This window comes from Rhizobium sp. CB3060, from assembly GCF_025200735.1.
In the GTDB taxonomy this organism is placed as follows: domain Bacteria; phylum Pseudomonadota; class Alphaproteobacteria; order Rhizobiales; family Rhizobiaceae; genus Rhizobium.
The window spans coordinates 184,748-205,921 of sequence record NZ_CP104159.1; the positions used below are offsets into that span (position 1 = coordinate 184,748).

Genomic DNA, 21,174 nt, shown 5'->3' on the forward strand with positions numbered 1-21,174 from the left:
GCCCGCGGCAGCAAACTGCATGAAATGCTCAACGCCTCTCAGAAAAGGTTGCCCCAATGTATCCTAAGATCGACTTTCTCTATCTTTCAGAACCGGACATGATCGCCGCCGGCGTGCTTGATGCCGAACGTTGCGTGACCGTCTGTGAAGAGACCTTCAGCCTGCTTGGCGAGGGTGACTATTTGATGGGCGGCGCCAATCACAACAATCACGGCATGAACATCGTTTTCCCGAAGGAGACGAAGTTTCCGAATATGCCGGTCGCAGGGCCGGACCGTCGTTTCGCCGCGATGCCCGGCTACCTCGGTGGACGCTTCGATGTATGCGGCAACAAATGGTATGGCTCCAACCACGCCAATGCCGAAAAGGGATTGCCGCGTTCCATCCTGACGGTGATGATCAATGACAAGGATACCGGTGCGCCGCTGGCGCTGATGTCAGCGAACCTTCTGAGCGCGGCGCGCACGGGCGCCGTGCCTGGCGTGGCGGCGAAGCACCTTGCTAACGCCGATGCGAAGATCGTGTCGGTCGTCGGCTGTGGTCCGATCAACAAGGCCTGTTTCACGGCGATCATGACTCAGCTCAAGGCGGTCGAGAAGGTTGTCTGCTTCGACCTCTTCCTGGACAAGGCAAACGAGTTTGCCCGCTGGGCCGAAGGAAAATACGGCGTCACAGCCGTTGGCGTGGACGAAACCGAGGCCGGTTTTCGCGACGCCGATGTGATCACCGTCGCCGCCTCGCGCCTGAAGCCGCTTCATTTCAAGGACGAATGGATCAAGGACGGCGCAACCATTCTCGTGTCAGGCCCGGTCAATACCGACGAATCCTTCCTCACCGGATGCAAGATCGTCTACGACCATACGCCGTTACAAGAAGCCTATGTCGAGGATGCAATCGCGTCGGGCAACAAGGATGCCTATTACAGCGGCGTCATCGGCGGCCCGTTTTATCGGCTGATCGATGCTGGCAAACTGCCTCCGCTGAAAGAGTCGACCGGCCTTGGCGATGTCGTCAACCGCAAGAAGCCGGGTCGTGAGAGCGCGACCGAGCGGGTGATTTTTATCGCCTGCGGTATGGCGGTTTTCGACATTAGCTGGGGCTTCGAAATGTATCAGAGCGCCAAGGAAAAAGGCATCGGCCAATCGCTCAATCTCTGGGACAAACCAAGCCTGTCTTGATGAAGACGCGCCGGCCGCGACAGACCGTCGTGGCCGGCTTTTCAGGCATGCATCATGTCTGATCGAGTTCCTGTAACAGCGCTCGGCATCAGAAGCGGGTGGAACGATAGGGGGACAGATCCAGCCCCGGAGTGCGGCCGGCGATGAGATCGGATACGATCCTGCCCGTCGTTGCGCCAAGGGTCATTCCCACCTGTCCGTGGCCGAATGCCAGAACGACGTTGTCATGGCCCGGCGCGCGGTCGATAATGGGCAGAGTGTCGGGCATGAATGGCCTCGGCCCCATCCATTGTTGTCCACCCGAGATGTCGAGCCCCGGCAAAATACCGACAGCCTTGCGCGCAATGATGTTGGCGCGCTCGAAGTTCGGACGCGGGTCGAGGCCGGCAACCTCTATGGTTCCTCCAATTCGCAAACCGCTTTCCATCGGCGTCAGCACGAAGCCGCCATTGGCGTAAAGCACAGCGCGGTTAAGCTTTACCCTCGGTTTCGGCAGGTGATGGTGATATCCCTGAAGCGCCGCAATGGGTACCTTGATGCCCAGATTGCGCGCGAGCTTGCCGCTCCAGGCGCCGGCACAGATTGCCAGACGGCGAACCTGCAGCCTTTCTCCACCTGCGAGATGAACCGCCACCGCCTTTTTGCCATCCGTCTCGATGCGCTCGACGGAGGCAGTACGAAGCTTTCCGCCACGCGAGACGTAGAACTTGGTAAGCCGCTGTTGCACAAGCCCTGGATCGGAGAACTGCAACCACCCTTCCAGCAGCACCCCGCATGAAATCGGGCCGTCGAGAGCCGGTTCGAGTGATCGCAATTCCTCACCTGTGAGGAACCTGTGATTGAAGCCATGCTGCCGACGAAGGTCCCACGAAAACTGATCGGCTTCGTAATCGGCCTTGGAGTTGAAGGCCATGATGTTCTCTGCCGGCACAAGATTGTCGGATATGCCGACTTGCGCAAACAATGCCTTATAGTCGTCCTCGGCCCGGTGCGTCAGAGGCGCCATAGCTTTGGCAATCTCAAGAACGCGCTTTCGCCGTCCGGACCAAAGGAAACGCAGCAGCCAGGGCATCTGCGTAATCATCTCCTTTGGGCGCACGAACAGCGGGCTTTCCGGATCGAGCAGCCATTTCGGTATTTTGGTGATGACCCCGGGCTTGGAAATGGGAACCACCTCTCCCACGGCAAGAAGGCCGCAATTGCCGTAGCTTGCGCCTTCGGTTGCAATTCCACGATCGACGAGTTCGACCGAAAAACCCTCATTTTGCAAAGCAATGGCCGTACATACGCCTATGATACCACCGCCAATGATCGTCACATCGCTCACGGGCTATGCCTCTTCAACTTGCTTTGGAGGCTGCCGCATGGGGAGTTGATATGACGCCGCCGACCGCCCAGTTGCCTCTTTCGACTTCACTGAAAACGATCTGGACGTCCTTGATCCCGCAGCCCGCGATCCTGGCAAGTTCCTTCGTGAAGACCTCGGCAATTTCATTCTTTTGCTGCTGGCTACGGCCACTTAACATTTCAACTCTGACGACGGGCATGGGGATCTCCGGTTTTGCTCAAGCAGTCGAACGGCTCTCATCACACCGCTTCCGCCGCCGCTGGCACTTGTCCAGGACCGCGCTTGACTGCAGAAAAAGATATTGCATATCTAATGTCGACATTCTATAGGCAATATGCAAGGATTTGAAAATTGCGCGTCACACAGGACGCTCAAATCTGCAGAAAGGCTTGCACGCATGATTTCCGGAAAGACGAAGATTTTCTACATGCTGGCGGATCCGATCGGGCACGTCAGGACGCCCGAGGTGATCAATCCGGTCTTTGCTTCGCGGGGCATCGATGCTGTGATGGTGCCAATTCACTATACGCCGGAGGATTTCGTGCTCGGCTGGTCGGCGATGAAGCGGACAAAGAACCTCGGGGGGATTGTCGTCAGCGTACCGCTAAAAGAGCAGGCGCTTGAGCTTGCTGACGAAGCCGATGATGTTGCCAGCGAGCTGGGGGCCGCCAACGTGATCAGGAGAACCGACGACGGCCGGATGATCGCGACAAATTTGGATGGGCGAGGCTTCCTTCGCGGCGTGCTGAATGAAGGGGTTGATGCCCGCGATCGAAGAGTATTGTTGGTCGGGGCCGGTGGTGCCGGGAAAGCGATTGCATTCAGTCTGGCAAAAACCGGTTGCCGTTCCCTTCGGGTAAGCGACGTCGATGGCGCGCGCGCTCAGGCGCTGGTCCACGAGATCAGCAGGCGTTATCCCGATTTCGATGTCACCGCCTCGGGCAACCATCTCGCTGATATCGATTTGCTGATCAACGCCACGCCATGCGGCCTATATCCAGACAAGGACCCGTTGCCGGTCGACGTCTCGGAACTGCGGCCGGACATCATGGTCGCCGACATCATTATGAAGCCGCGCGAAACGCCGCTGCTGAAAGCCGCCCAAGCGGCCGGTTGCGAAATCCGCTATGGCGCAGGCATGCTCGACTCGCAGATTGACCTAATGGTCAGCTATTTTGGATATTAGAAACGCATCGGAGCGGCGGTCTATTTCCCATAATCGAGTGAGAGCTTGGCCGTCAGATTCTGGTTCAGGAACTCCATGAACCGGCCTCTGAACTGAACAGCATGCAAATGCGCCTGATGTTCCGCGGCGTCGGCATTTTGTTCCTCGATGGCGGCAACCATTGCCGTATGGCCTTCCGCCAGCTCTTCGACGGAGAGGTTCGGATCCAGCGATTGATATTTGAAATGAAAGAACAAGAGGCGTCGCCCCTCCTGCAGGAGGCGGCGATATGAATCGGCGAAGTAGGAGTTTCTGCAGGCGTAGGCAATGGACATATGAAATTCGAAGTTCTTCTCGATCATTCCGATGCAATCACCGGAGATCAACGCCTTCTGAGCCTCGACCTCGTAGTTTTTCTGGGCGGCACGGATCTTTGTGAAGTCCGCACTCGTGCGATGTAGTGCAGCAAGGCGCGTTACCACGCGCTGCAAAAGATCCAGGGCATCCAGGAATTCCGGCATTTTGTCGAACTCCATCGGCGTTACGATCGTGCTGCGGTTCGGCAGAATTTGAACCAGTCCTTCGCCTGAAAGCCGGACCAGGGCTTCCCGAATGGGCGATCTCGACAGGTCAAAGCGCTCGCTGAGACTTATTTCATCCAGAGGAGCGCCAGGAGCGATATGAACGCGCAGGATATCATCGCGGAGCTTTTGGTAGACACGAGAGCTGCCCGTCTCCTTGGGCGTTTCGGCTTTTTGATCGGTGCGCTGTTCTCGCATCCTGTACTCCTAAATCGCTGCCTCGCGTTTCGCGGTGGTCACCTGTTGTCAATGACCTGACTCTGCGCCGCACGCAACGTTTTTTGCCTGCCGAAGCAGGCTGAGTTATTTGTCGACATTAAAACTACAATTCTTGCGGTCAACAAATTTCGGCATTGGAACAGGAAATCAAGCGGAGACTTTTGTCAGACGGACAGCCAAGCGGGAAGGGCGGGATCGACATAACCCTTGCATGCGGCATCCACACACCGCTCCAAGCTTCCGAAATGGAAGCCCTTGTTGACCACGGCCGGGCCGTAGTGGGCATATTTTCCCGAGTTCGTCAGGATATTTCTGACTTCACGCGCCACAACAGGTTCGCCGATCAGACACCAGCAGGTATCATTCATGAACTTGCCGCCGAAGTCGGAGATTGTCTTCACATAACCTGCAGCCTTTGCCTTTTCGAACACGTCGCGTCCGCAGGTGATGATGAGACTGACGCCGTCAGCCTTTTTTCTGTCGGCGCATAGTTTGGAAAGTCGCTCGCATTCCGTCAGCGAAAAGTGGGGATTGCCGAGGGAAACGAGGTCCACGTCTGGTGTGACGGCGTTGTTCAACTCGTGCCAGGTTTCCGTCAATTCCTCGACACTGACGACATGGCTTCTGCAATCGGAAGCTCCCGTTGCTTCCTCGACAGTCCCGGCTTCCGGAGTAATGCTTACGATATGGAACATCGCCGCTGCGGAGGTGGTCGCAAAAGCCGCGCCGAACGCCTTGAGGTCATCGCGCGAAATCGCCAGGTCTTCCAGTCCGCAAATCACGGGTATGTCGTTCGTGGCAATCTTTCCGATATGGTATCCCAGCGCGGGGTAATAGGAATCGTCCGGTTCCAGCGGCCGTGGGACATCGATCCTGAGCGTCGCTAGGCGGTGGGATCCGACATGGCAGTCGGCGTTCGGCGCGCGTCCCGTGATGGCGACCGGAATGTCGAGGTAGTCGGGATATTTCATCGTCCGCGCGCCCAGGACGGAATTTGCGAAGACGACCGCGTTTGACTCCGCCCACGCGATCTGCTGGCCGAATACCGGCGCACCGTCGAGGAGATAGGGAGCGCAGGTGTAGGTCGGCTTGACGCCCATCTTCACATAGGTTTCCGCCAGCTCGTCGGATGGGAGGCCCATTTTGTCGTCGACTCCGAGGTGTTTCCATTGGCGGCGGTCGACGCAAAGGGCGTTCATGGACGAAGGCACCCTGACGCGGCCTCCCAAATCGAGGAGCCTTTTGGCGAATTCCAACCCTGCCGGGCCGTGATAGAAACATCCGTCGATATGCGCCATGTCGATATCGATGAGGTTGTTGGCACCTTCGAGCTGGGCGGTGCGTATGATGATCCGCATCGCAACCTTTCCAGCCTCCCCATACTCCCCGGCAAGGAAACGGCGATCGTTTTCCGTGAGATCGAAGCCATCTAGGTCGAGGTGTGGCAAGTCATCCCCGCCGGACACTGAAGACGGAGGAGTGTCGAGGATCTCGACTGAACCGTCCCGCACGACTGCGTGGGACGCACTTGCCAGCGACGCGAAATCCGCGGGCTTGAGGCACACCACCGGAATCCCCTTGTCGAAAAGCTCCTTGGCTATGATGACGCCAAGGGTGAGGATCGTCTCCCTGTGCTGGAAAATGAGGGCTTTCGGGGCGTGCCCGTTCATCACGAGTTCGAATATCGCAAGGCTCCCGGCACATGATCCCCGTCCGCTGGGAATGGCCAGTACCTTTCCGCATACGTTTTTGCCATAGAGGGGATGATGGGTGTCGATGACCTCTCCCGTTTTCGGGTTCACCCCTCCCATGAAGCTGAGGCCGATATTCGCGAACAGAACCTCGCCAGCTTGCGCCCCCGGCACGAGACATTCTCCCAACATCCTACACCTTCCTTCCCTTGTTTTCGCGGCCGGACGCTTCTTGTCGTAGTCCATCACCGCAGACGCGTTGGATAGCGTTCGGCATGCTAATTTTTATGCTTGACTTTGTCGACATCAAGACGACATAAATATTCAGTCGACATCGAGACGACAGAATTCAGCCGCTCGCTGGTCCGTAAGGTCCGATGTCTTCGGCCGCTTCCTGTCGAGTACGACACCGCGCCGGGAGCGCGTACTAGTCGCACGTGCCCAATTATTGAAACCGGAGACACCCAATGAAACTTTCAGGCGTCATGCCCGCTCTCGTCACGCCGTTCGACAAGAACAACAGGATCGACTTCAAGGCCTTCGAGAAGCTTCTCGCCCATTTGCGCGAAGCGGGGGTAACCGGTTGGGTTCCGAATGGCTCGACCGGGGAATATTTCAGCCAGTCCAACGAAGAGCGGCGCGATGTTCTGAAGTTCGTCCGCGATTTTGCCAAGCCAGGTGAAATCCTGATTGCCGGGACCAATGCGCCTGCCACCCGCGAGGTGATCGAGCAGACGGCGATGGCCAAGGATATCGGCTACGACACGGTCCTGCTCGCACCGCCCTTCTACACCCGCCCGACCCAGGAAGAGCTTATCAAGCATTACGAAACGGTGCTCGATGCGGTCGATGTCAATCTGGTCCTCTACAGCTATCCGGCAAAGGACGGTTCCGACATCAGCTTCGAACTGATGGACCATTTCGCTGACAATCCGCGCGTCATTGGCATCAAGGAAAGCTCCGGCGTGTTGCAGCGCGCCGTCGACATCGCCAGCCGCTACGAGGGCAAGATCCAGCTCGTCAGCGGCTCGGACGACATTGCGCTCGACTTTATGTTCTGGGGCGCCGAATCCTGGATTTGCGGCCCGTCCAACTGCATGGCCAAGGCATGCTGCGATCTCGACCGCACCTATAAGGCGGGAGACCTCGGCAAGGCCCGCGAGATGATGAAGACGCTCTACCGCGCCATGAACATCCTCGAGTCAGGCAAGTTCGTGCAGAAGATCAAATATGGCTGCGAATTGCAGGGCATGCCCGTCGGCGAATGCCGCGCGCCGCTCGGCCCGCTCACCGATGCCGAGAAGGCGGAATTCAAGGCGGCGATGCAACCGATCCTGAATTGGTAACCGACGTTGCGGAGTGGCGTGCTGCCGCTCCGCGATTTCATTGGTATTCGGGGGAGATTTGAGATGCGCTTCAAGAAAGTCCTGTCCGTGGTCGATTGCCATGCCGAGGGCGAAAGCGGCAAAGTCATCGTCGGCGGAGTCGGCCAGGTGCCGGGCAAGACGATGTTCGACAAGAAGCTCCATCTCGAAGCTCAGATGGACGACATCCGCAAGATGGTCCTGTTCGAACCGCGCGGCGCCGTCTGGCACAACGCCAACATCGTCCTGCCGTCGAACCACCCGGATGCGGATATGGGCTACGTCATCCTCGAGACGACCGAGTACCCTGCCATGTCCGGGTCGAATACGATGTGCGTGGCGACGGTTCTTCTGGAAACGGGGATCCTGCCGATGCAAGAACCCGTCACCAACCTGACATTGGAGTCGCCGGCAGGCCTGATCCGCGTTCGGTGCGAATGCTCGGACGGTAAGGTGACGAGCGTCCGCCTCGTGAACCAGCCGGCGTTCTGCTACCACATCGACCGTTACATCGAGGTCGCCGGGCTTGGTAGCGTGCGCGTCGACATCGTCTATGGCGGGATGACCTACACCATGGTCGATGCCGCCGATCTCGGCTTTGCGATTGATCCATCCGAAGCGCGCGATCTCTGCGAAGTTGGCCAGAAGCTGAAGTTCGCGGCCGCCGAACAGCTCGCCGTCGAGCATCCCGAAAACCCCGCCATTCCGGGGATCACCAATACCGAATTCATGGGGCCATTGCGGCGCGAGAACGGGCAACTCGTCTCAAGAAATTGCGTCGTCGTTTCGCCGGGCCGCTGCGACCGCTCGCCCTGCGGCACGGGCTCGTCGGCAAGGCTCGCATTGCTGCATGCCAAGGGTCTTATGAAGGAGGGAGAAACCCTCATCCATGAATCGATCACGGGCAGCAGGTTTACCTGCACCATTGATGGGCTGGCGAAGGTCGGCCGCTACGATGCCGTCGTTCCCGCCATCGCAGGACAGGCTTGGATCACCGGCTTCTACCAGATGGGCATGGATCCGACGGACCCCTATCAGCAGGGTTTCACGGTGGCCGACACCTGGATGACCACCGTCTAAGAAAGCCTCCCGGAGAGAGTTGAGAATATGAAGTCGGAACGGAACCTTGTGGTGGTCGGAGCGGGTATCATCGGCGTTGCCATCGCCTATGAGCTTCAGCGCCGCGGCAAGTCAGTGATCATTGTCGACCGGGACGAGCCGGGCCGGGGTGCTTCGTTCGGCAACATGGCCTCCATCGCCGTCACCGAGTTCATGCCTGCGTCGCGCCCCGCCATCTGGAAACAGATGCCGAAATGGCTGCTCGATCCGGAAGGGCCGGTGAGGGTACGGCCGTCCTACATGCCGAAACTCACGCCTTGGTTCGCGCGCTTCCTGGCCGCCAGCAGGCAATCCAAGCTGAGGCAGCTCGAAGGGCAGGGAGCCGCACTATGCAAGCGTGTCTACGAGGATTTGCTTCCGCTCCTTCGAGACACGGGCCTGTCTGACATGCTGACGGAGGAAGGGTGCCTCGCGCTCTACGCCAACGATGCCGAACTTGCCGCCGACCGCGACCATATCGAAATCCTCGAACGCTTCGGCTTTGCGCACAGGCATCTCGGACGAGATGATATCCACGCACTGGAGCCGGAGATCAGTGACCGGATTGCCAGGGCGGTCCTGTTCCCTGACAACCGTTCCATTCGCGATCCTTACAAGCTGGTGGTCGGCATATTCGACAAGTTCAAGGAACTTGGCGGGAAATTCATCAAGGGCGATGTCGCTGGATTCGACCGTTCGGCTTCGGGTGTGGATGCCGTCAGGCTCGGAGATGGCCGTGCCATCGGCACGGACCAGCTCGCGCTCTGCGCCGGAGCCTTCACGGCGCGCATATCGAAACAGTTCGGAGAGCCGATCCCGCTTGAGACCGAGCGCGGATACCATACGCAAATCATGTCCCCCGGACTTGGTCTTCGTCATTCGATCATCTGGCCTGCAAAAGCCTTCATGGTGACCCCGACCGCCGGTGGCCTGCGTGTCGGCGGGACCGTCGAGATGGCAGGGCTGGATGCTTTGCCGGACTACCAGCGTGCCAAAGTACTGGTTAAGCGCGCTCGCGAAGCTCTCCCCGGCCTGAAAGTGGAAGGCACCAGTGAGTGGATGGGACACCGACCCGCACTGCCCGACACGGTTCCGATCATTGGTCGCTCTGCCAAGATCACCAACCTCCTCTACGCCACCGGCCACGGGCATCTTGGCTTGACCTATGCGGCGACCACGGCCCGCATCATCGGCGATCTTGCCACGGGCGCGCCGCCGCCGCTCGACATCAGGCCTTATCGCGTCGACCGCTTCTGACACGTTCAACACGGGAGAAACACCAATGCGCACGGAACTCTATATCGACGGGCAATGGACGCGCCCCCTCAAAGGCGGCACCTTCCCGATCGTCAATCCCGCGACCGAAGAGGTCGTTCATCATGGCCCGCTGGGCACGGCGGAAGATGTCGAGCTTGCCGTCCGGGCGGCGCGGCACGCATTCGATCAGGGTCCCTGGCCAAAGATGCCCGGCACCGAACGGGCAAAATACCTTCGGGCGATCGGCGCCGGTATCCGCGATCGGTTGCAGGAACTGGCACGGCTGGAAACCATAGACAACGGCAAGCCTTTGCCGGAAGCCGAGTGGGACATCGCCGATGCTGCCGGTTGCTTTGATTTCTATGCCGACCTCGCAGAGGGTCTCGACAAAAAGCCGGAGGAAGCAATCACGCTCGCCGACGGCCGTTTCGTCTCCAAGGCGGTCAAGGAGCCCGTCGGCGTCGCCGCCGCCATCATTCCCTGGAACTTCCCATTGCTGATGGCCGCCTGGAAGGTCGCGCCGGCGCTGGCTGCGGGCTGCACCATGGTCCTCAAGCCTGCCGAACTGACCTCGCTGACGGCGCTCGAACTCGGCGCGATCGCACAAGCTGCCGACCTGCCGCCGGGCGTCCTCAACATCGTGACGGGTGCAGGCTCGGTGGCCGGCCAGGCGATGGTCGACCACCCCGATGTCGACAAGCTCGCCTTCACCGGTTCGGGGCCTGTCGGCTCACGGATCATGCAGGCGGCGGCGCGCGACATCAAGCGCGTCAGCCTTGAGCTTGGCGGCAAGTCGCCCTTCATCGTCTTTGATGATTCCGACATCGACGCGGCGGTCGAATGGGTCATGTTCGGCATCTTCTGGAATCAGGGCGAGGTCTGCTCGGCGACGTCGCGTGTGCTCGTCCAGGAAGGCATCTATGACCGGTTCATGGACCGCCTTGTCGAGGAGACGAAGAAGATCAAGATCGGCGATGGCCAGGAACCGGGCGTGCTGCTCGGGCCGATGGTGTCGGAGAAGCAGATGAACCAGGTGCTGGCCGCAATCGAGAACGCTCGTACTGATGGTGCGAAGGTCACGGTTGGCGGCGGGCGTCCCGCGGGTTTCAACAAGGGATACTATGTCGAGCCGACCGTCCTCACCGACGTGCCTCTCGACAGCGATGCCTGGAAGGAGGAAATCTTCGGCCCGGTCGTCTGCGTAAGACCGTTCAAGTCGGAAGATGAAGCCGTGGCGCTTGCCAATGACAGCAGGTTTGGTCTCGCCGCTGCCGTCATGTCGAAGGACGACGCCCGCGCCGACCGCGTCGCGGCGGCCCTGCGTGCCGGCATTGTCTGGATCAATTGCTCGCAACCGACGTTCACCGAGGCGCCATGGGGCGGCTACAAACAGTCGGGCATTGGCCGCGAGCTGGGTCGCTGGGGCCTCGAAAACTATCTCGAAACCAAGCAGATCACCCGTTTCGTCAGCGAAGAGCCATGGGGCTGGTACATCAAGTGAATTGGGAGAAGGCATGGTTATGGACAATCCGCTAGATCGCATGAATGTCCTGGTCACCGGAGCATCCGGCGGCTTGGGCCAAGCCATCGTCGAACGCTTGGCGGCTGAAGGCGCGACGCCGATCATCCATTTCGCTCGGAATGAGGCAGCCGCCCATGCGCTGCTCGAAAGGATCGGTGGCAAAGGACACGTGGTTCAGGGAGATCTCTCCTCGCGAGAAGGTCCGGAAGAACTATGGAGCAAGGCAGTGCATGCCGCGCGACGTATTCATGCCGTGGTGAATGCCGCGGGCATCCGCACGGAGGTCGCCCTGACCGACAGCCTGGAGACTTGGCATTCCGCCTGGCAAGGCGAATTCCAGGTCAACCTGTTCGCTGCTGCCGACCTCAGCCGCAACGCCATATTGCATTTCAAGCAAAATGGCGGCGGACGGATCGTCAATATCGCCAGCCGCGCGGGTCAGCGCGGCTATTCTGCCGACGCGATGGCCTATGGCGCATCGAAGGCGGCGCTGATCAATCTCACCAAGTCCATCGCGCGGAGTTTCGGCGGGGACGGCGTGACGGCCATCGCGATAGCTCCCGGCTGGATACGGACCGACATGGCCGAGGACTTCATCGCCAAGAATGGCGAGGCGGCCGCCGTCGCCGACATTCCCATCGGCGCTATGGCGTTGCCGGAGGAAGTCGCGGAACTGACTGCCTTTGTTCTCCGGCCGTCCCAGCGCTCGCTCAACGGCGCAACGCTCGACGTCAATGGCGGCAGCTACATTCGATAGGGGGATAGAAAATGCAGCGATTTGAAAACAAGGTTGCGATCGTAACGGGTGCAGGTGGAGGCATCGGCTCGGCGATCGCCAAGCGGCTGGCAAGCGAGGGCGCCTATGTCGTGGTCACCGACATGAACGGTGATGCCGCCAGCACTGTCGTCGCGGAAATTGAGGCAGCCCATGGAGAGGCGGTAGCCATCGTGGCGGACATCGCCAACGGCGAGTCCTGCCGCGAACTCATCGCGGAGGTTATCGGCAGGAAGGGGCATATCGACATTCTTTGCAACAATGCCGGGATCAACCGCCGCGGCAATCTGCTTTCCGTTACGGAGGAGGATTGGCGGCTGAGCTTCGCGGTGAACATCGATTCCATGTTCCATCTCTGCAAAGCGGTCATTCCACATATGATCGAGACAGGCGGCGGAGCAATCGTCAACACGGCCTCGCAATGGGGTCTCCATCCCGCGCCGAACCATATTGCCTATAACGTTACCAAAGCCGCTGTCGCCTCCTTCACCCAGAATCTCGCACGCGACTACGCGCCCCACAAAATCCGGGTCAACGCCGTCTGCCCGGGTGAAATTCACACCCCGATGCTGGAGGCCGGCGTCATTCGTTCGGGCCGCACCATCGCCGACCTGGACAGGCTGGTTCCCTTCGGCCGGATCGGCAAGCCGGAAGAAGTGGCGGCGCTCGTCGCCTTCCTCGCCTCGAACGAAGCGGAGTTTATGTGCGGCTCATTGGTGGAGATAACAGGCGCACAGGCAGTTGCGTAAGCTTCTACTGAGGCGATGGCGGCCCGTTCAGAAGGGCCGCCGGAGATGTACGCCGGCCGTTCCTGGAACGATGACCGTCGAGAAAAGGCGCTCAATCGGCCACAGAGTTGACGACGCGGCAAAGGTTGTCGCTCATGCTGGGAGCAACTTGTCCTTGCGGCACCATGAAAAGAGCATCGACGCGGCTGCCCTTGCCGCTTTTCCTGACGACGACTCGCAAAGTCTGTGGACGTCCGGATCCGGTCGTTTCCTGTTGGGCCGTCAGCGTGCCGAGTTGTTTCTCGGCATTCACATCGACAAAGCCTTCCGCCAGGACCGCTCGCGATACCTTGTCAAAGGCAACAGTGGGGTTGACCGATGGGAATTCCATCCAGGTCTTGTAGGTCACAGCGGTTACGAGGGGAACGCCGCTGCTTTGATAATGCTGCGAGCATGGACTGGCATGGGCGGAGCTGAGGGAGATAGTGGCAAAGGCGAAAGCGTACAGAATTGTCTTATGCAAAGCGAAACGTCCTCTGTTGATAATCCGACGCGGCCTGGCCGTCGTTTGCGGCATGCTGTCCAGCAATGATGGGACCTCTATTGGAGTCGGGATATTCGCATAACGTGGCGCCGTGGCCGATTACAGTGGATTTCCGAAATCTAAACGCAAGTGCACTTGTTATGGACGATCCTGCACCGCATGCGATCGGCTATTTTCAATTGCCCGGCACACCGAACGGCAATGTCCAACCCGAAAGCCGATTGACATGGTCTTGACGATGGGGAGCGGCGTGTTTCAGCGCGGCGCCGGCGCGAATGTTCTCCAGCGTCTCGCCGGGGGTGTGGCCGAATTCGGTCGTGAACAGACGATAGAAGTATTTCTCGTTCGAGAAGCCGTGCCTCCAGGCGATCTCGGCGATATGCGCCTGCGGCCGGCTGGGGTCTGCCAGCACTTGGTGGGCGCGACGCAGCCTGCGGCGCTGTATTTGCCGCATGACACCGCCGCTGCCTTCGAACAATTGGTAGAGTTTTGCCCGCGACAGGCCGACCTCCCGGCAGATCCGATCGGGCGTCAGATCGACATCCAGCAAATGCGTATCGATGTAGCGCAGGATCCGCTCACGCAGCGCATTTCGGATCGGACCGTTCGCCTCAACCAAAGCATCCGGTGTCGGGGAGACTGCGGCGGTCAGAAGCTGCAGGGTCGATTGAACGACATAGGGAATCTCATGCTCGGTAAGGCTTGCGAGGTTTCGCAACAGCGAAAGCAGATGGTCGCCAAGAAGACGAGCGACGCCACCCTGCAGCGTCTGCCCGTGCAAAAGCGCGGTCCGGTGCGGCAGGAGATCTCTCGGCACCACCAAAGAGATCACGTCGCCAGCCTCGACCAGGCCTTCGTTCACCTGAGCGGCGTCAAGGACGAACAGATCCCCCGCCGCTTTTATGGGTTGAGGCGTGTTCCATCGACACAAAAATCGGCCACTCACCATCAAGGTGAACCGAAAAAAATCCTGACCGTCGGTCCGTATGTGCCGCCCGCTTCGATTGATTTCATAAGCCGAAGACCGGGTCCGATTGAGCCACCGTCTCCCGGACAAGATAAGAGGACCGAGAGCAGCGCCGGTTGCTTCGGCGTTGAACGCAATGGAATCATCGCTCCGCAAGATGCAATCGCAGTGATTGTCTCTGACCCAAGCGTGAAACCGATCTTTTTCAGGAAAGTCGAGCGTCGAGAAACTGAACATCAGCGTGGAATATGTCTGCGCCATTGAACTATGCATTGACCTTTAAGCGATACATAGAGCAACCGCAAAATGTGGCAATAGGTCATAAACTAAACGTTATGCGTGCTTATGCGAGGCCGTCATTACAAAACCCTATTGCCCCAAACGTCGTCGACATTGAAAAGCCTGTTTGATGTCAAATCAATTTCTCGTTAGACGCAGATGGGGGCCTAACCGCGACAAAATCAGAGAATTGGGTAGGGCAAGTTGACCGAAATTTTGACGCTTAAACTCGAGGCGACGTCACTCACAACGAGTGAAGTCTCCGAATGGCTTACTGGCGAAAAGCAGGACAATTTCTATCGGCCTCTCAGTACCGACAGCCGCGGTCTCTTCTCATTCGGTGTTCATGGCGCTGGCGAGCTGGTGGGCTGGGTGGGGGCGAGCTCAACGGACCGCGCCTTTTCCGTCACGATCGAGAATGATGACTTCATGTTTTTTCTCGAGCATGGAACCTGCTACGATCTGGCAACAGGCGGCATAAGGCATGCTATCACGCCCTGCACGGGACTGCTGACGACGGCCGACCGCTATTCCGCGGTGAATATTCACGCAGGCTCCGTTGCCGAAGGATTTTGCGTCCCGAGGAGCGCGGTACACGCGGCCCTGACCAGCACCTTCGAACGTCTGCCGCCTGTCGATTTCGAATTCGTTCCCCTGCAGGACCTGACGGCGGGACCGGCGGCGCATCTTTTCAAGCTCATGCGGTTCTTCCGAGATGAGATTTGCGCCGATCAAAATCTCGAGATTTCTCCTATTGCCCTGACTAGCTTCCAAGAGATGTTCTGTCTGCTGATGGTGCAGAATCTGCCCCATACGCTTTCGGACACCGGATCGCGGGTGCAGACAATTGCCCCTCGCCAGCTTCGAAGAGCGCTGGAGTTCGCCAGAGCGCATATCGCAATGCCGATCACGATCACGGACATGGCAGCGGCAGCGGGTGTCAGCGTGCGGGCGCTGCAGATCAATTTTCGACGATTTTTGAATGTCACCCCAATGGCTTACCTACGACAGCTCCGCCTTGATGGCGCACGCCAAGATCTGTTGACGGCCATGCCATCCGCGACGGTCAGTGAAATCGCGCGCCGCTGGGGGTTTATACATCAGGGCCGCTTCTCTCAGGAGTATCGTGCTGCTTTTGGCGTCCTGCCGAAATACGATCTCGGACGCAGTTATGAGAAGAATCGGCGTGCGGCGTCATAAAGCACACGTCGATACCGGTTCGATATCGGCGCGTGTTCGCGGCTCCTCATGATGGACAAATCGAGGGCGGCGGATCTGCCGGCTAGAGCAATTCCAGGAAAACTGTGCAGCGGTTTTCCGTCAGGAATGCGTAAGAACAAAGAGATAGAGCGGGAAAGCTACTCCGTGAAACGCTGAACCGCTCTAGAGAAACTGAACTCTCTGGGCAATTGCATCCGCTATTTCGCTCGGGCTGAATTCCCACGCATCCAGGTACCCGTCAGTTCCAAGATCGCTCTCCGCGTCGCCATGGTCGAGGCGAACATACATAACGCGGTCATGCGCTCTTTGAGCAGCAATTTGCTGAATAGTGTTCCATTCGATACCGCACCAAGTCTTGGACTGATGGTCGGAGCCGATGAATATGACGATCAGCTTGGAACGGTTCTGGTAGATGTCCCGCAGCAGAAGGTCGGTTGTCGGCCTCGCCAGTTGTCCCTGGTAATTGTAGTCATAAAAGTAAGAGTGGGGCCCAATGTTCTTTTCAAGCTGAGTTGCAACTTTTGCAACCAGGCCCGTTGCTTCAGCGGGAAACGACAAACCGACATCGAAGCGATGCGAGTTTATGTTTATCGCGCGCCCCACGGGGTTCGTCCAGGAGGGCAGGGTAATTCCCAGTCGCTGCAGTTCTTTGGGTAAATTCGTGTCCTTAACCGCCCAATGCGTGCGGTTCATTTCCCAATCGCCAAGGTCGAGGATAAAATGCTTATCCGTCATGTCCTGCCAGCTCAGAAACTTTGGAAGAGGTTGAATCTCATAGTCGATGTGAACCAGCTTCTGGCGAATGGCAATGTCTCGGATAATGCCAAAATGTGGAGCGCGCTCACGGAAAGTTTCGTGAGCAAATATGGTCGGCAGCCTCATGAGCTGTAGCTGCGACGCCTCTGTCGTTACGTCAAATCTATCGGCTATCGCTTTTTCTGTGTACTCAAAGATGCTGATGCATCTGCTTAAATCGATTTCAAATGGCGTTCCGTCCCACGGTTCTTCTCTGCTGGAGACGATCAGATTATACATGCCGCCCTCCCTCAATTTAGCGATCCCGCTACTCCATAATAAATAAACCTCTAGGGTCTGAAAGTCACCAACTACCAAAGCTTGAGGTTGAGACCGCGCAGCTTTTCTGTCGTGCGGGCGCAAGGATTGGAACGCACGATCATGCTTCACAACTGCATAGCGATTTTTTCAGTCCCACCAGCCTCGCTGGTCCTTACACCGGGCTGCAGACACTCTCTGGGTCGTCATTGTGTGATCGGCCAGGGCAAGAAAAAGCGGGTCATCGTCGGTGTTTGCTTGCGAGCGTGGAACAATTGTCTTCTGGCGCAGTTCGGGGACCCGGGATTGAAGAAGATGAAGCGCCAGTGGTGGGATGATACAGTAAAGGTCGGAACCTCCGTTCCGGGCAGGTATCTCATTATCAACAGCACCGAAAGTGCAGCTCAGTACATGTTCGAGGAGTGGCCCGGCGACCGCAGCACGATGGCTTTTCAGGCGACGGTGCAAGCCCTCTTCGATGCCCATGACGGAAAGCTGCCGATTGGCGCTGCGCGCGCCGCCTTCACGACGGCAGTCGAGAACGCCGGACTACGCTTTGCTGCTGAATGATTGGTCAAAATCTAAGAGGAGCAAAAAAAGCCGTTAGCAGGGACAGGGCTCTGCCAACGGCAATAGGAAATGACACCACCTTGGGCACGGTAGTGGCCAGGCGTGTCCCTGGCGGCTGACCAAACTCGCTAGTCTGACTATTGTTCCCGCCGCGAATCGCGATTTTGTAAATCGGTAAAAATCGCGTGAAACCTCAGCTCGTCAGGCGAGGGCTTCTGATGATTTTCAGGAAGAGCGCGTTCATTGCGTCGGCGATGCCCTGCGTCGGATTGACTTCGAAATAGAGGCCCGGCGAAGCGCAACTTTGCAGGCGCGTCGGGATTTGCGATTGAAACGGGGCGATCCAGGTATTGTACCAATTGTTTGCCGGCAGCGGCAGATAGGTCGTGTATAGAATGGCAATCTTGACGTTCTGATCCTTCAGCGGCTGACAGAAGGAGGTGTCGATCGGTTCCTGGCACCGGTTGCCGGTCAAGGGCTTCGTGCAGGTGTATGGCTTTTGGCTGTCACCAACCCCGTCCGTTACGAAGAAGAGAACCTTTTCGCGATCGGTGCTGCTTGTGCCGCCGCCGCCCGTGCCCATATTGCTCTTCATCTGGGTGAGCGCGTTGTCGAAGCTGGTCGTCTGATCGTTGTTATAGCCTTGATAGGGAATGGTCATGAGATCGACATTGTCGGTATAGCTTTTGACCTGCGCCATGTCGGACGACAGGCCGGACACTGTCGTTAGCTGTGCTTTCTCTGCCTGTGTGCCGAACGTATAGACTGCCATCCTGTATTGATCGGGCGTCGAGCGGCTGGTGGTCGCCGTCTCCGTCAGCTTCTGCGTTGCCTGGCGCACCACGTCGATGCGCATGCTCACCCCAAGCTTCTTCGCCAGATTGTAGTAGTTGTTCGTCGTATCCATGTTGTGGCAGGCAAAGGCGCACTTGTCGCTGGTATTCTTTTGCATCGTCGCGACGTCGGTCGGGGTCGCTCCCACGCCCATGGACGGGGTATTGTCGAGCAGCATGTAAAAATCGATGAAGGTGGCGGTCTGGTATTGCGCGGTGGCTGCCCCGGCGATCGGAATGGTCGTGTCGCCAAGGATCTGCAGAAACGACGTTGGAACAGTCGCATGGAACGTGACGTTTGACGTTACGATATTGGCTGCCTTCGTTACGGAGACGTCGACATCCACCGGAACACCCTTCCAATCGCTCGCGAGCTGGCCGAAGAAGAGCTTGCGTGCGTCGTCCTGCCCGATTGTCACGACGCCGTCTCCAGACATGGCCATGGCCGCCGCTACGCCGCTTGAGGATTCCGCGATCGCTCCGAGCGCCGCCGCATCGGCAGCCGCATAGAGCTGGCTGCGCAAGCTGAGCGCGTTCGAGATATCGACCGCCAAGCCCGCCGCACCGATCAAAGGTACGGCGAGGAGTGCTGTTATCGTGCCGAAATTGCCGGATTTGCTCCGCGCGAAGCGAAGGAGTGTATGAAGCATCTAATAACTACCCCAGGCTAGACGACGCAGTTCATTCGCGTTCGACCCGCCATCATGGCAGTTTCAAATCCGTATATCGCTAACTTATAAAGCTGCGTTTAAAGTATAGTACTAAGAAAGAATGAACAGTTTCGGCAAATACGATCGACGCTCTGCTGCGATCTTCGATAACACTTCGAGGAAGTCTTCGTCGACCGCTCGCTCAGAGGTACTAGGCACTTGCCCGCAATAGATCGACACTCACCGGTTTGCCGAGATGAAACCCTTGAACCCGGTCAATGCTGAGGCTCTGAAGGACAGACATCTGCGCCTCGGTCTCCACACCTTCCACCAGAATGGTGTTTCCCCGGTTGCGTATCAGGGCGACCATGTCTTGTAACATCGTCAGCCCGCGCTCGTCCGAACAATCATGCAGGAAGGTTCGGTCAACCTTGACGGTGTCGAACTCGATCGCCCGGAGCCATGACAATCCGGCGTAGCCGGAGCCGAAGTCATCCAACCAAATCTCGACGCCGAGCGCCTGGAGATCGGCGACACACTGCAGCACCTCGGGTTGCATCTCCATATCCAAGCCCTCGGTGACTTCCAATGCAAGCCGGGACCCCGAGACGCCAGTTTCTTCGAGGATCGCTGCAACGCTCGAGGCGAAGCCGGGAGATCTTAGCTGCACCGGAGAGACATTCACGCTCACCGTGGCCATGCGGTCGGACGCCAGGATATCCTGACATGCCGTTTTGATCGCCCAGCGACCCAATTCGACAATAGATCCGGTCCGCTCAGCGATCGGAATAAAGACGCTTGGCGGCACGGAGGTTCCATCGGGCATGCGCAGCCGCATCAAAGCCTCGGCGGCTTTCATCTGCCCGTCCCTGAGATCGAATATCGGTTGATAGACCAGCGATACCAGTCTCCGATCGATGGCTGCGGCCAGCAGCGGCACCAATTTTCCGGCATCCTCGTTCGGACGCCGCAGCACCGGATCAAAGATTCGAACGCAATTGCGGCCGGAGGCTTTTGCACTGTAGAGCGCAAGGTCGGCCTCACGCACAAGCCATTCCACCTTTGCCGCGGATCGCTCGCTGATAAAAGCAACGCCGACACTTACCGTTACGAACTGCGTGTCGTCCGGCCGCTCTTCATGTCGGATTGCGAGCGCCTCGACTTGGTGCCGAATTTTGCCCGCTATATAGATCGCTTCATCCTGCGCTTTCAAAGGCATGACGACGATGAACTCCTCGCCGCCATAACGACCAATAATGCCTCCGTGGCGCTCAACCAGCTTCTGAAGCGTCGTGGCAATGACCGTCAGGCAGCGGTCGCCTTCCTGATGGCCGTACCGGTCGTTGAAACGCTTGAAGAAGTCGACGTCGATCAGGATGACGGAAAATTCGCGGCCCTTATCTTTCCAGGCGCTCCAGCACTCATCCAGCCGCCGATCGATCGCGCGTCTGTTCTCGATGCCGGTGAGGTAATCCGTGTGTGAAAGACGCAGCAATGCCTTTCCGCGCTCTGCCGCCTCCCAATGCTGGTGGCGCGCTTCCACCGCATTCAGGAAAACGTTGTAGCGCTCGACATTCAGGCGCCAGTTCACGAAAGACGTGAACACGAAGCACGAGACGTAAAATAGTCCGAAAGCGAGCTGGTAAGCCGGCGTCGATGGAAACGAACTGTAGAGAGCCGCAAAAAACACGGCCAATACAGTGCCGGACGTCAGGACGGACAGGCGAAACGAGAAGCTGAAGAACAGGTTCGCGCCCATCATGAAAATCGCGCCGAAGATCATGTAGTATGACATGCTCGTCGCATATTCTGTGGCGATAGCCGGATAAAGCCAGCCGGCATAGCCGAAGATCAGCGCCAATGCGCAAGTGCTGTCCAACCAGACGGTCTTTGCCTTCGCCAACCGCAAAGTCTCAAAGGCCAGCAGCGCAATAGCCGCCACGACAAACCGCATGAGGATTGTCAGCGGCGCAACATCGGGAATAAGCCAGCTATCGGGAGCGGCAAAGACCAAATAGACGACGACTGCCATCCACAATCCCTTGCGCGTGCCTTCCCGGCGGACGGCATCGTTTTCCGATGCGTAGGCGGCCCTCATCTCCAAAGCAAAGCCACGGTGTTTTTCTGTCGG

General features: G+C 58.2%; 19 protein-coding genes. 10 read left to right on the plus strand and 9 right to left on the minus strand.

All coding sequences use genetic code 11. The features are described 5' to 3' along the window. Window positions 1-56 precede the first annotated feature (56 nt). Window positions 57-1,178: a tyramine oxidase subunit B gene (locus N2601_RS20400; RefSeq protein WP_260304661.1), complete on the plus strand. Its 1,122-nt coding sequence runs from the start codon at window positions 57-59 to the stop codon at window positions 1,176-1,178. Window positions 1,179-1,266: 88 nt separating this feature from the next. Here N2601_RS20400 and N2601_RS20405 read toward each other — a convergent pair whose 3' ends face one another. Together N2601_RS20405 and N2601_RS20410 are read right to left on the minus strand one after the other, a co-directional pair. Further along, on the minus strand, window positions 1,267-2,505 hold the full coding sequence (locus N2601_RS20405) for an NAD(P)/FAD-dependent oxidoreductase (protein ID WP_260304662.1): 1,239 nt from the start codon (window positions 2,503-2,505) through the stop codon (window positions 1,267-1,269). A gap of 13 nt (window positions 2,506-2,518) precedes the next feature. Next, on the minus strand, window positions 2,519-2,725 hold the full coding sequence (locus N2601_RS20410; RefSeq protein WP_104826094.1) for a tautomerase family protein: 207 nt from the start codon (window positions 2,723-2,725) through the stop codon (window positions 2,519-2,521). A 135-nt stretch (window positions 2,726-2,860) separates the two neighbouring features. On the opposite strand from N2601_RS20410, the gene N2601_RS20415 reads away from it, so the two are divergent. Continuing rightward, window positions 2,861-3,712, plus strand: a complete 852-nt coding sequence (locus N2601_RS20415) for a shikimate dehydrogenase family protein (protein ID WP_260304663.1) — start codon at window positions 2,861-2,863, stop codon at window positions 3,710-3,712. 20 nt (window positions 3,713-3,732) lie between these two features. On the opposite strand, the gene N2601_RS20420 is transcribed toward N2601_RS20415, so the two are convergent. Both N2601_RS20420 and lhpI read right to left on the minus strand, forming a co-directional pair. Next, window positions 3,733-4,470 carry a GntR family transcriptional regulator gene (locus N2601_RS20420; RefSeq protein ID WP_104826095.1) on the minus strand — a complete coding sequence of 246 codons (738 nt, stop codon included), beginning with the start codon at window positions 4,468-4,470 and terminating at the stop codon, window positions 3,733-3,735. A gap of 185 nt (window positions 4,471-4,655) precedes the next feature. After that, the gene (gene lhpI / locus N2601_RS20425) at window positions 4,656-6,374 is read right to left on the minus strand and encodes a cis-3-hydroxy-L-proline dehydratase (RefSeq protein WP_260304664.1); all 1,719 of its coding nucleotides are present in this window, start codon (window positions 6,372-6,374) and stop codon (window positions 4,656-4,658) included. A 275-nt stretch (window positions 6,375-6,649) separates the two neighbouring features. Here lhpI and dapA point away from each other — a divergent pair, with 275 nt between their 5' ends. From dapA to N2601_RS20455, 6 genes are all read left to right on the plus strand, one after another. Further along, on the plus strand, window positions 6,650-7,528 hold the full coding sequence (dapA, locus tag N2601_RS20430; RefSeq protein WP_260304665.1) for a 4-hydroxy-tetrahydrodipicolinate synthase: 879 nt from the start codon (window positions 6,650-6,652) through the stop codon (window positions 7,526-7,528). 63 nt (window positions 7,529-7,591) lie between these two features. After that, window positions 7,592-8,626 carry a proline racemase family protein gene (locus N2601_RS20435; protein WP_260304666.1) on the plus strand — a complete coding sequence of 345 codons (1,035 nt, stop codon included), beginning with the start codon at window positions 7,592-7,594 and terminating at the stop codon, window positions 8,624-8,626. Window positions 8,627-8,653: 27 nt separating this feature from the next. Further along, window positions 8,654-9,901, plus strand: a complete 1,248-nt coding sequence (locus N2601_RS20440; protein ID WP_260304667.1) for an NAD(P)/FAD-dependent oxidoreductase — start codon at window positions 8,654-8,656, stop codon at window positions 9,899-9,901. A gap of 25 nt (window positions 9,902-9,926) precedes the next feature. Next, complete coding sequence (locus N2601_RS20445; RefSeq protein ID WP_260304668.1) at window positions 9,927-11,402, plus strand: aldehyde dehydrogenase family protein; 1,476 nt, start codon at window positions 9,927-9,929, stop codon at window positions 11,400-11,402. 19 nt (window positions 11,403-11,421) lie between these two features. Then, window positions 11,422-12,180, plus strand: a complete 759-nt coding sequence (locus N2601_RS20450; protein WP_260305277.1) for an SDR family NAD(P)-dependent oxidoreductase — start codon at window positions 11,422-11,424, stop codon at window positions 12,178-12,180. 11 nt (window positions 12,181-12,191) lie between these two features. Then, a complete protein-coding gene (locus N2601_RS20455) occupies window positions 12,192-12,947 on the plus strand; it encodes an SDR family NAD(P)-dependent oxidoreductase (protein ID WP_260304669.1) in 756 nt (251 codons plus the stop codon). Between the two features lie 91 nt (window positions 12,948-13,038). Here N2601_RS20455 and N2601_RS20460 read toward each other — a convergent pair whose 3' ends face one another. Next, window positions 13,039-13,449 carry a hypothetical protein gene (locus tag N2601_RS20460; protein WP_260304670.1) on the minus strand — a complete coding sequence of 137 codons (411 nt, stop codon included), beginning with the start codon at window positions 13,447-13,449 and terminating at the stop codon, window positions 13,039-13,041. Window positions 13,450-13,645: 196 nt separating this feature from the next. Continuing rightward, a complete protein-coding gene (locus N2601_RS34240) occupies window positions 13,646-14,710 on the minus strand; it encodes a helix-turn-helix domain-containing protein (protein ID WP_311319455.1) in 1,065 nt (354 codons plus the stop codon). Between the two features lie 210 nt (window positions 14,711-14,920). Here N2601_RS34240 and N2601_RS20470 point away from each other — a divergent pair, with 210 nt between their 5' ends. Next, a complete protein-coding gene (locus tag N2601_RS20470; RefSeq protein ID WP_104826103.1) occupies window positions 14,921-15,916 on the plus strand; it encodes a helix-turn-helix transcriptional regulator in 996 nt (331 codons plus the stop codon). A gap of 183 nt (window positions 15,917-16,099) precedes the next feature. Here the strand turns inward: N2601_RS20470 and N2601_RS20475 are convergent, their stop codons facing one another. Beyond that, window positions 16,100-16,972 carry a TIR domain-containing protein gene (locus tag N2601_RS20475; protein ID WP_260304671.1) on the minus strand — a complete coding sequence of 291 codons (873 nt, stop codon included), beginning with the start codon at window positions 16,970-16,972 and terminating at the stop codon, window positions 16,100-16,102. Between the two features lie 126 nt (window positions 16,973-17,098). On the opposite strand from N2601_RS20475, the gene N2601_RS20480 reads away from it, so the two are divergent. Beyond that, a complete protein-coding gene (locus N2601_RS20480) occupies window positions 17,099-17,560 on the plus strand; it encodes a DUF982 domain-containing protein (RefSeq protein ID WP_260304672.1) in 462 nt (153 codons plus the stop codon). Window positions 17,561-17,753: 193 nt separating this feature from the next. Here N2601_RS20480 and N2601_RS20485 read toward each other — a convergent pair whose 3' ends face one another. Next, entirely contained in the window at window positions 17,754-19,043 is a 1,290-nt protein-coding gene (locus tag N2601_RS20485; protein WP_260304673.1) for a TadE/TadG family type IV pilus assembly protein, read from the minus strand. A gap of 211 nt (window positions 19,044-19,254) precedes the next feature. Continuing rightward, window positions 19,255-21,141, minus strand: a complete 1,887-nt coding sequence (locus tag N2601_RS20490) for a putative bifunctional diguanylate cyclase/phosphodiesterase (RefSeq protein ID WP_245464218.1) — start codon at window positions 21,139-21,141, stop codon at window positions 19,255-19,257. Window positions 21,142-21,174: the final 33 nt, after the last annotated feature.

Bases quoted from the DNA above. Each gene is read 5' to 3' on its own strand.
- N2601_RS20400 (WP_260304661.1), top strand. From the start codon at position 57: ATGTATCCTAAGATCGACTTTCTCTATCTTTCAGAACCGGACATGATC.
- N2601_RS20410 (WP_104826094.1), bottom strand. From the start codon at position 2,725: ATGCCCGTCGTCAGAGTTGAAATGTTAAGTGGCCGTAGCCAGCAGCAA.
- N2601_RS20415 (WP_260304663.1), top strand. From the start codon at position 2,861: ATGCAAGGATTTGAAAATTGCGCGTCACACAGGACGCTCAAATCTGCA.
- N2601_RS20420 (WP_104826095.1), bottom strand. From the start codon at position 4,470: ATGCGAGAACAGCGCACCGATCAAAAAGCCGAAACGCCCAAGGAGACG.
- lhpI (WP_260304664.1), bottom strand. From the start codon at position 6,374: ATGTTGGGAGAATGTCTCGTGCCGGGGGCGCAAGCTGGCGAGGTTCTG.
- dapA (WP_260304665.1), top strand. From the start codon at position 6,650: ATGAAACTTTCAGGCGTCATGCCCGCTCTCGTCACGCCGTTCGACAAG.
- N2601_RS20435 (WP_260304666.1), top strand. From the start codon at position 7,592: ATGCGCTTCAAGAAAGTCCTGTCCGTGGTCGATTGCCATGCCGAGGGC.
- N2601_RS20440 (WP_260304667.1), top strand. From the start codon at position 8,654: ATGAAGTCGGAACGGAACCTTGTGGTGGTCGGAGCGGGTATCATCGGC.
- N2601_RS20445 (WP_260304668.1), top strand. From the start codon at position 9,927: ATGCGCACGGAACTCTATATCGACGGGCAATGGACGCGCCCCCTCAAA.
- N2601_RS20450 (WP_260305277.1), top strand. From the start codon at position 11,422: ATGGACAATCCGCTAGATCGCATGAATGTCCTGGTCACCGGAGCATCC.
- N2601_RS20455 (WP_260304669.1), top strand. From the start codon at position 12,192: ATGCAGCGATTTGAAAACAAGGTTGCGATCGTAACGGGTGCAGGTGGA.
- N2601_RS34240 (WP_311319455.1), bottom strand. From the start codon at position 14,710: ATGCATAGTTCAATGGCGCAGACATATTCCACGCTGATGTTCAGTTTC.
- N2601_RS20475 (WP_260304671.1), bottom strand. From the start codon at position 16,972: ATGTATAATCTGATCGTCTCCAGCAGAGAAGAACCGTGGGACGGAACG.
- N2601_RS20485 (WP_260304673.1), bottom strand. From the start codon at position 19,043: ATGCTTCATACACTCCTTCGCTTCGCGCGGAGCAAATCCGGCAATTTC.
- N2601_RS20490 (WP_245464218.1), bottom strand. From the start codon at position 21,141: ATGAGGGCCGCCTACGCATCGGAAAACGATGCCGTCCGCCGGGAAGGC.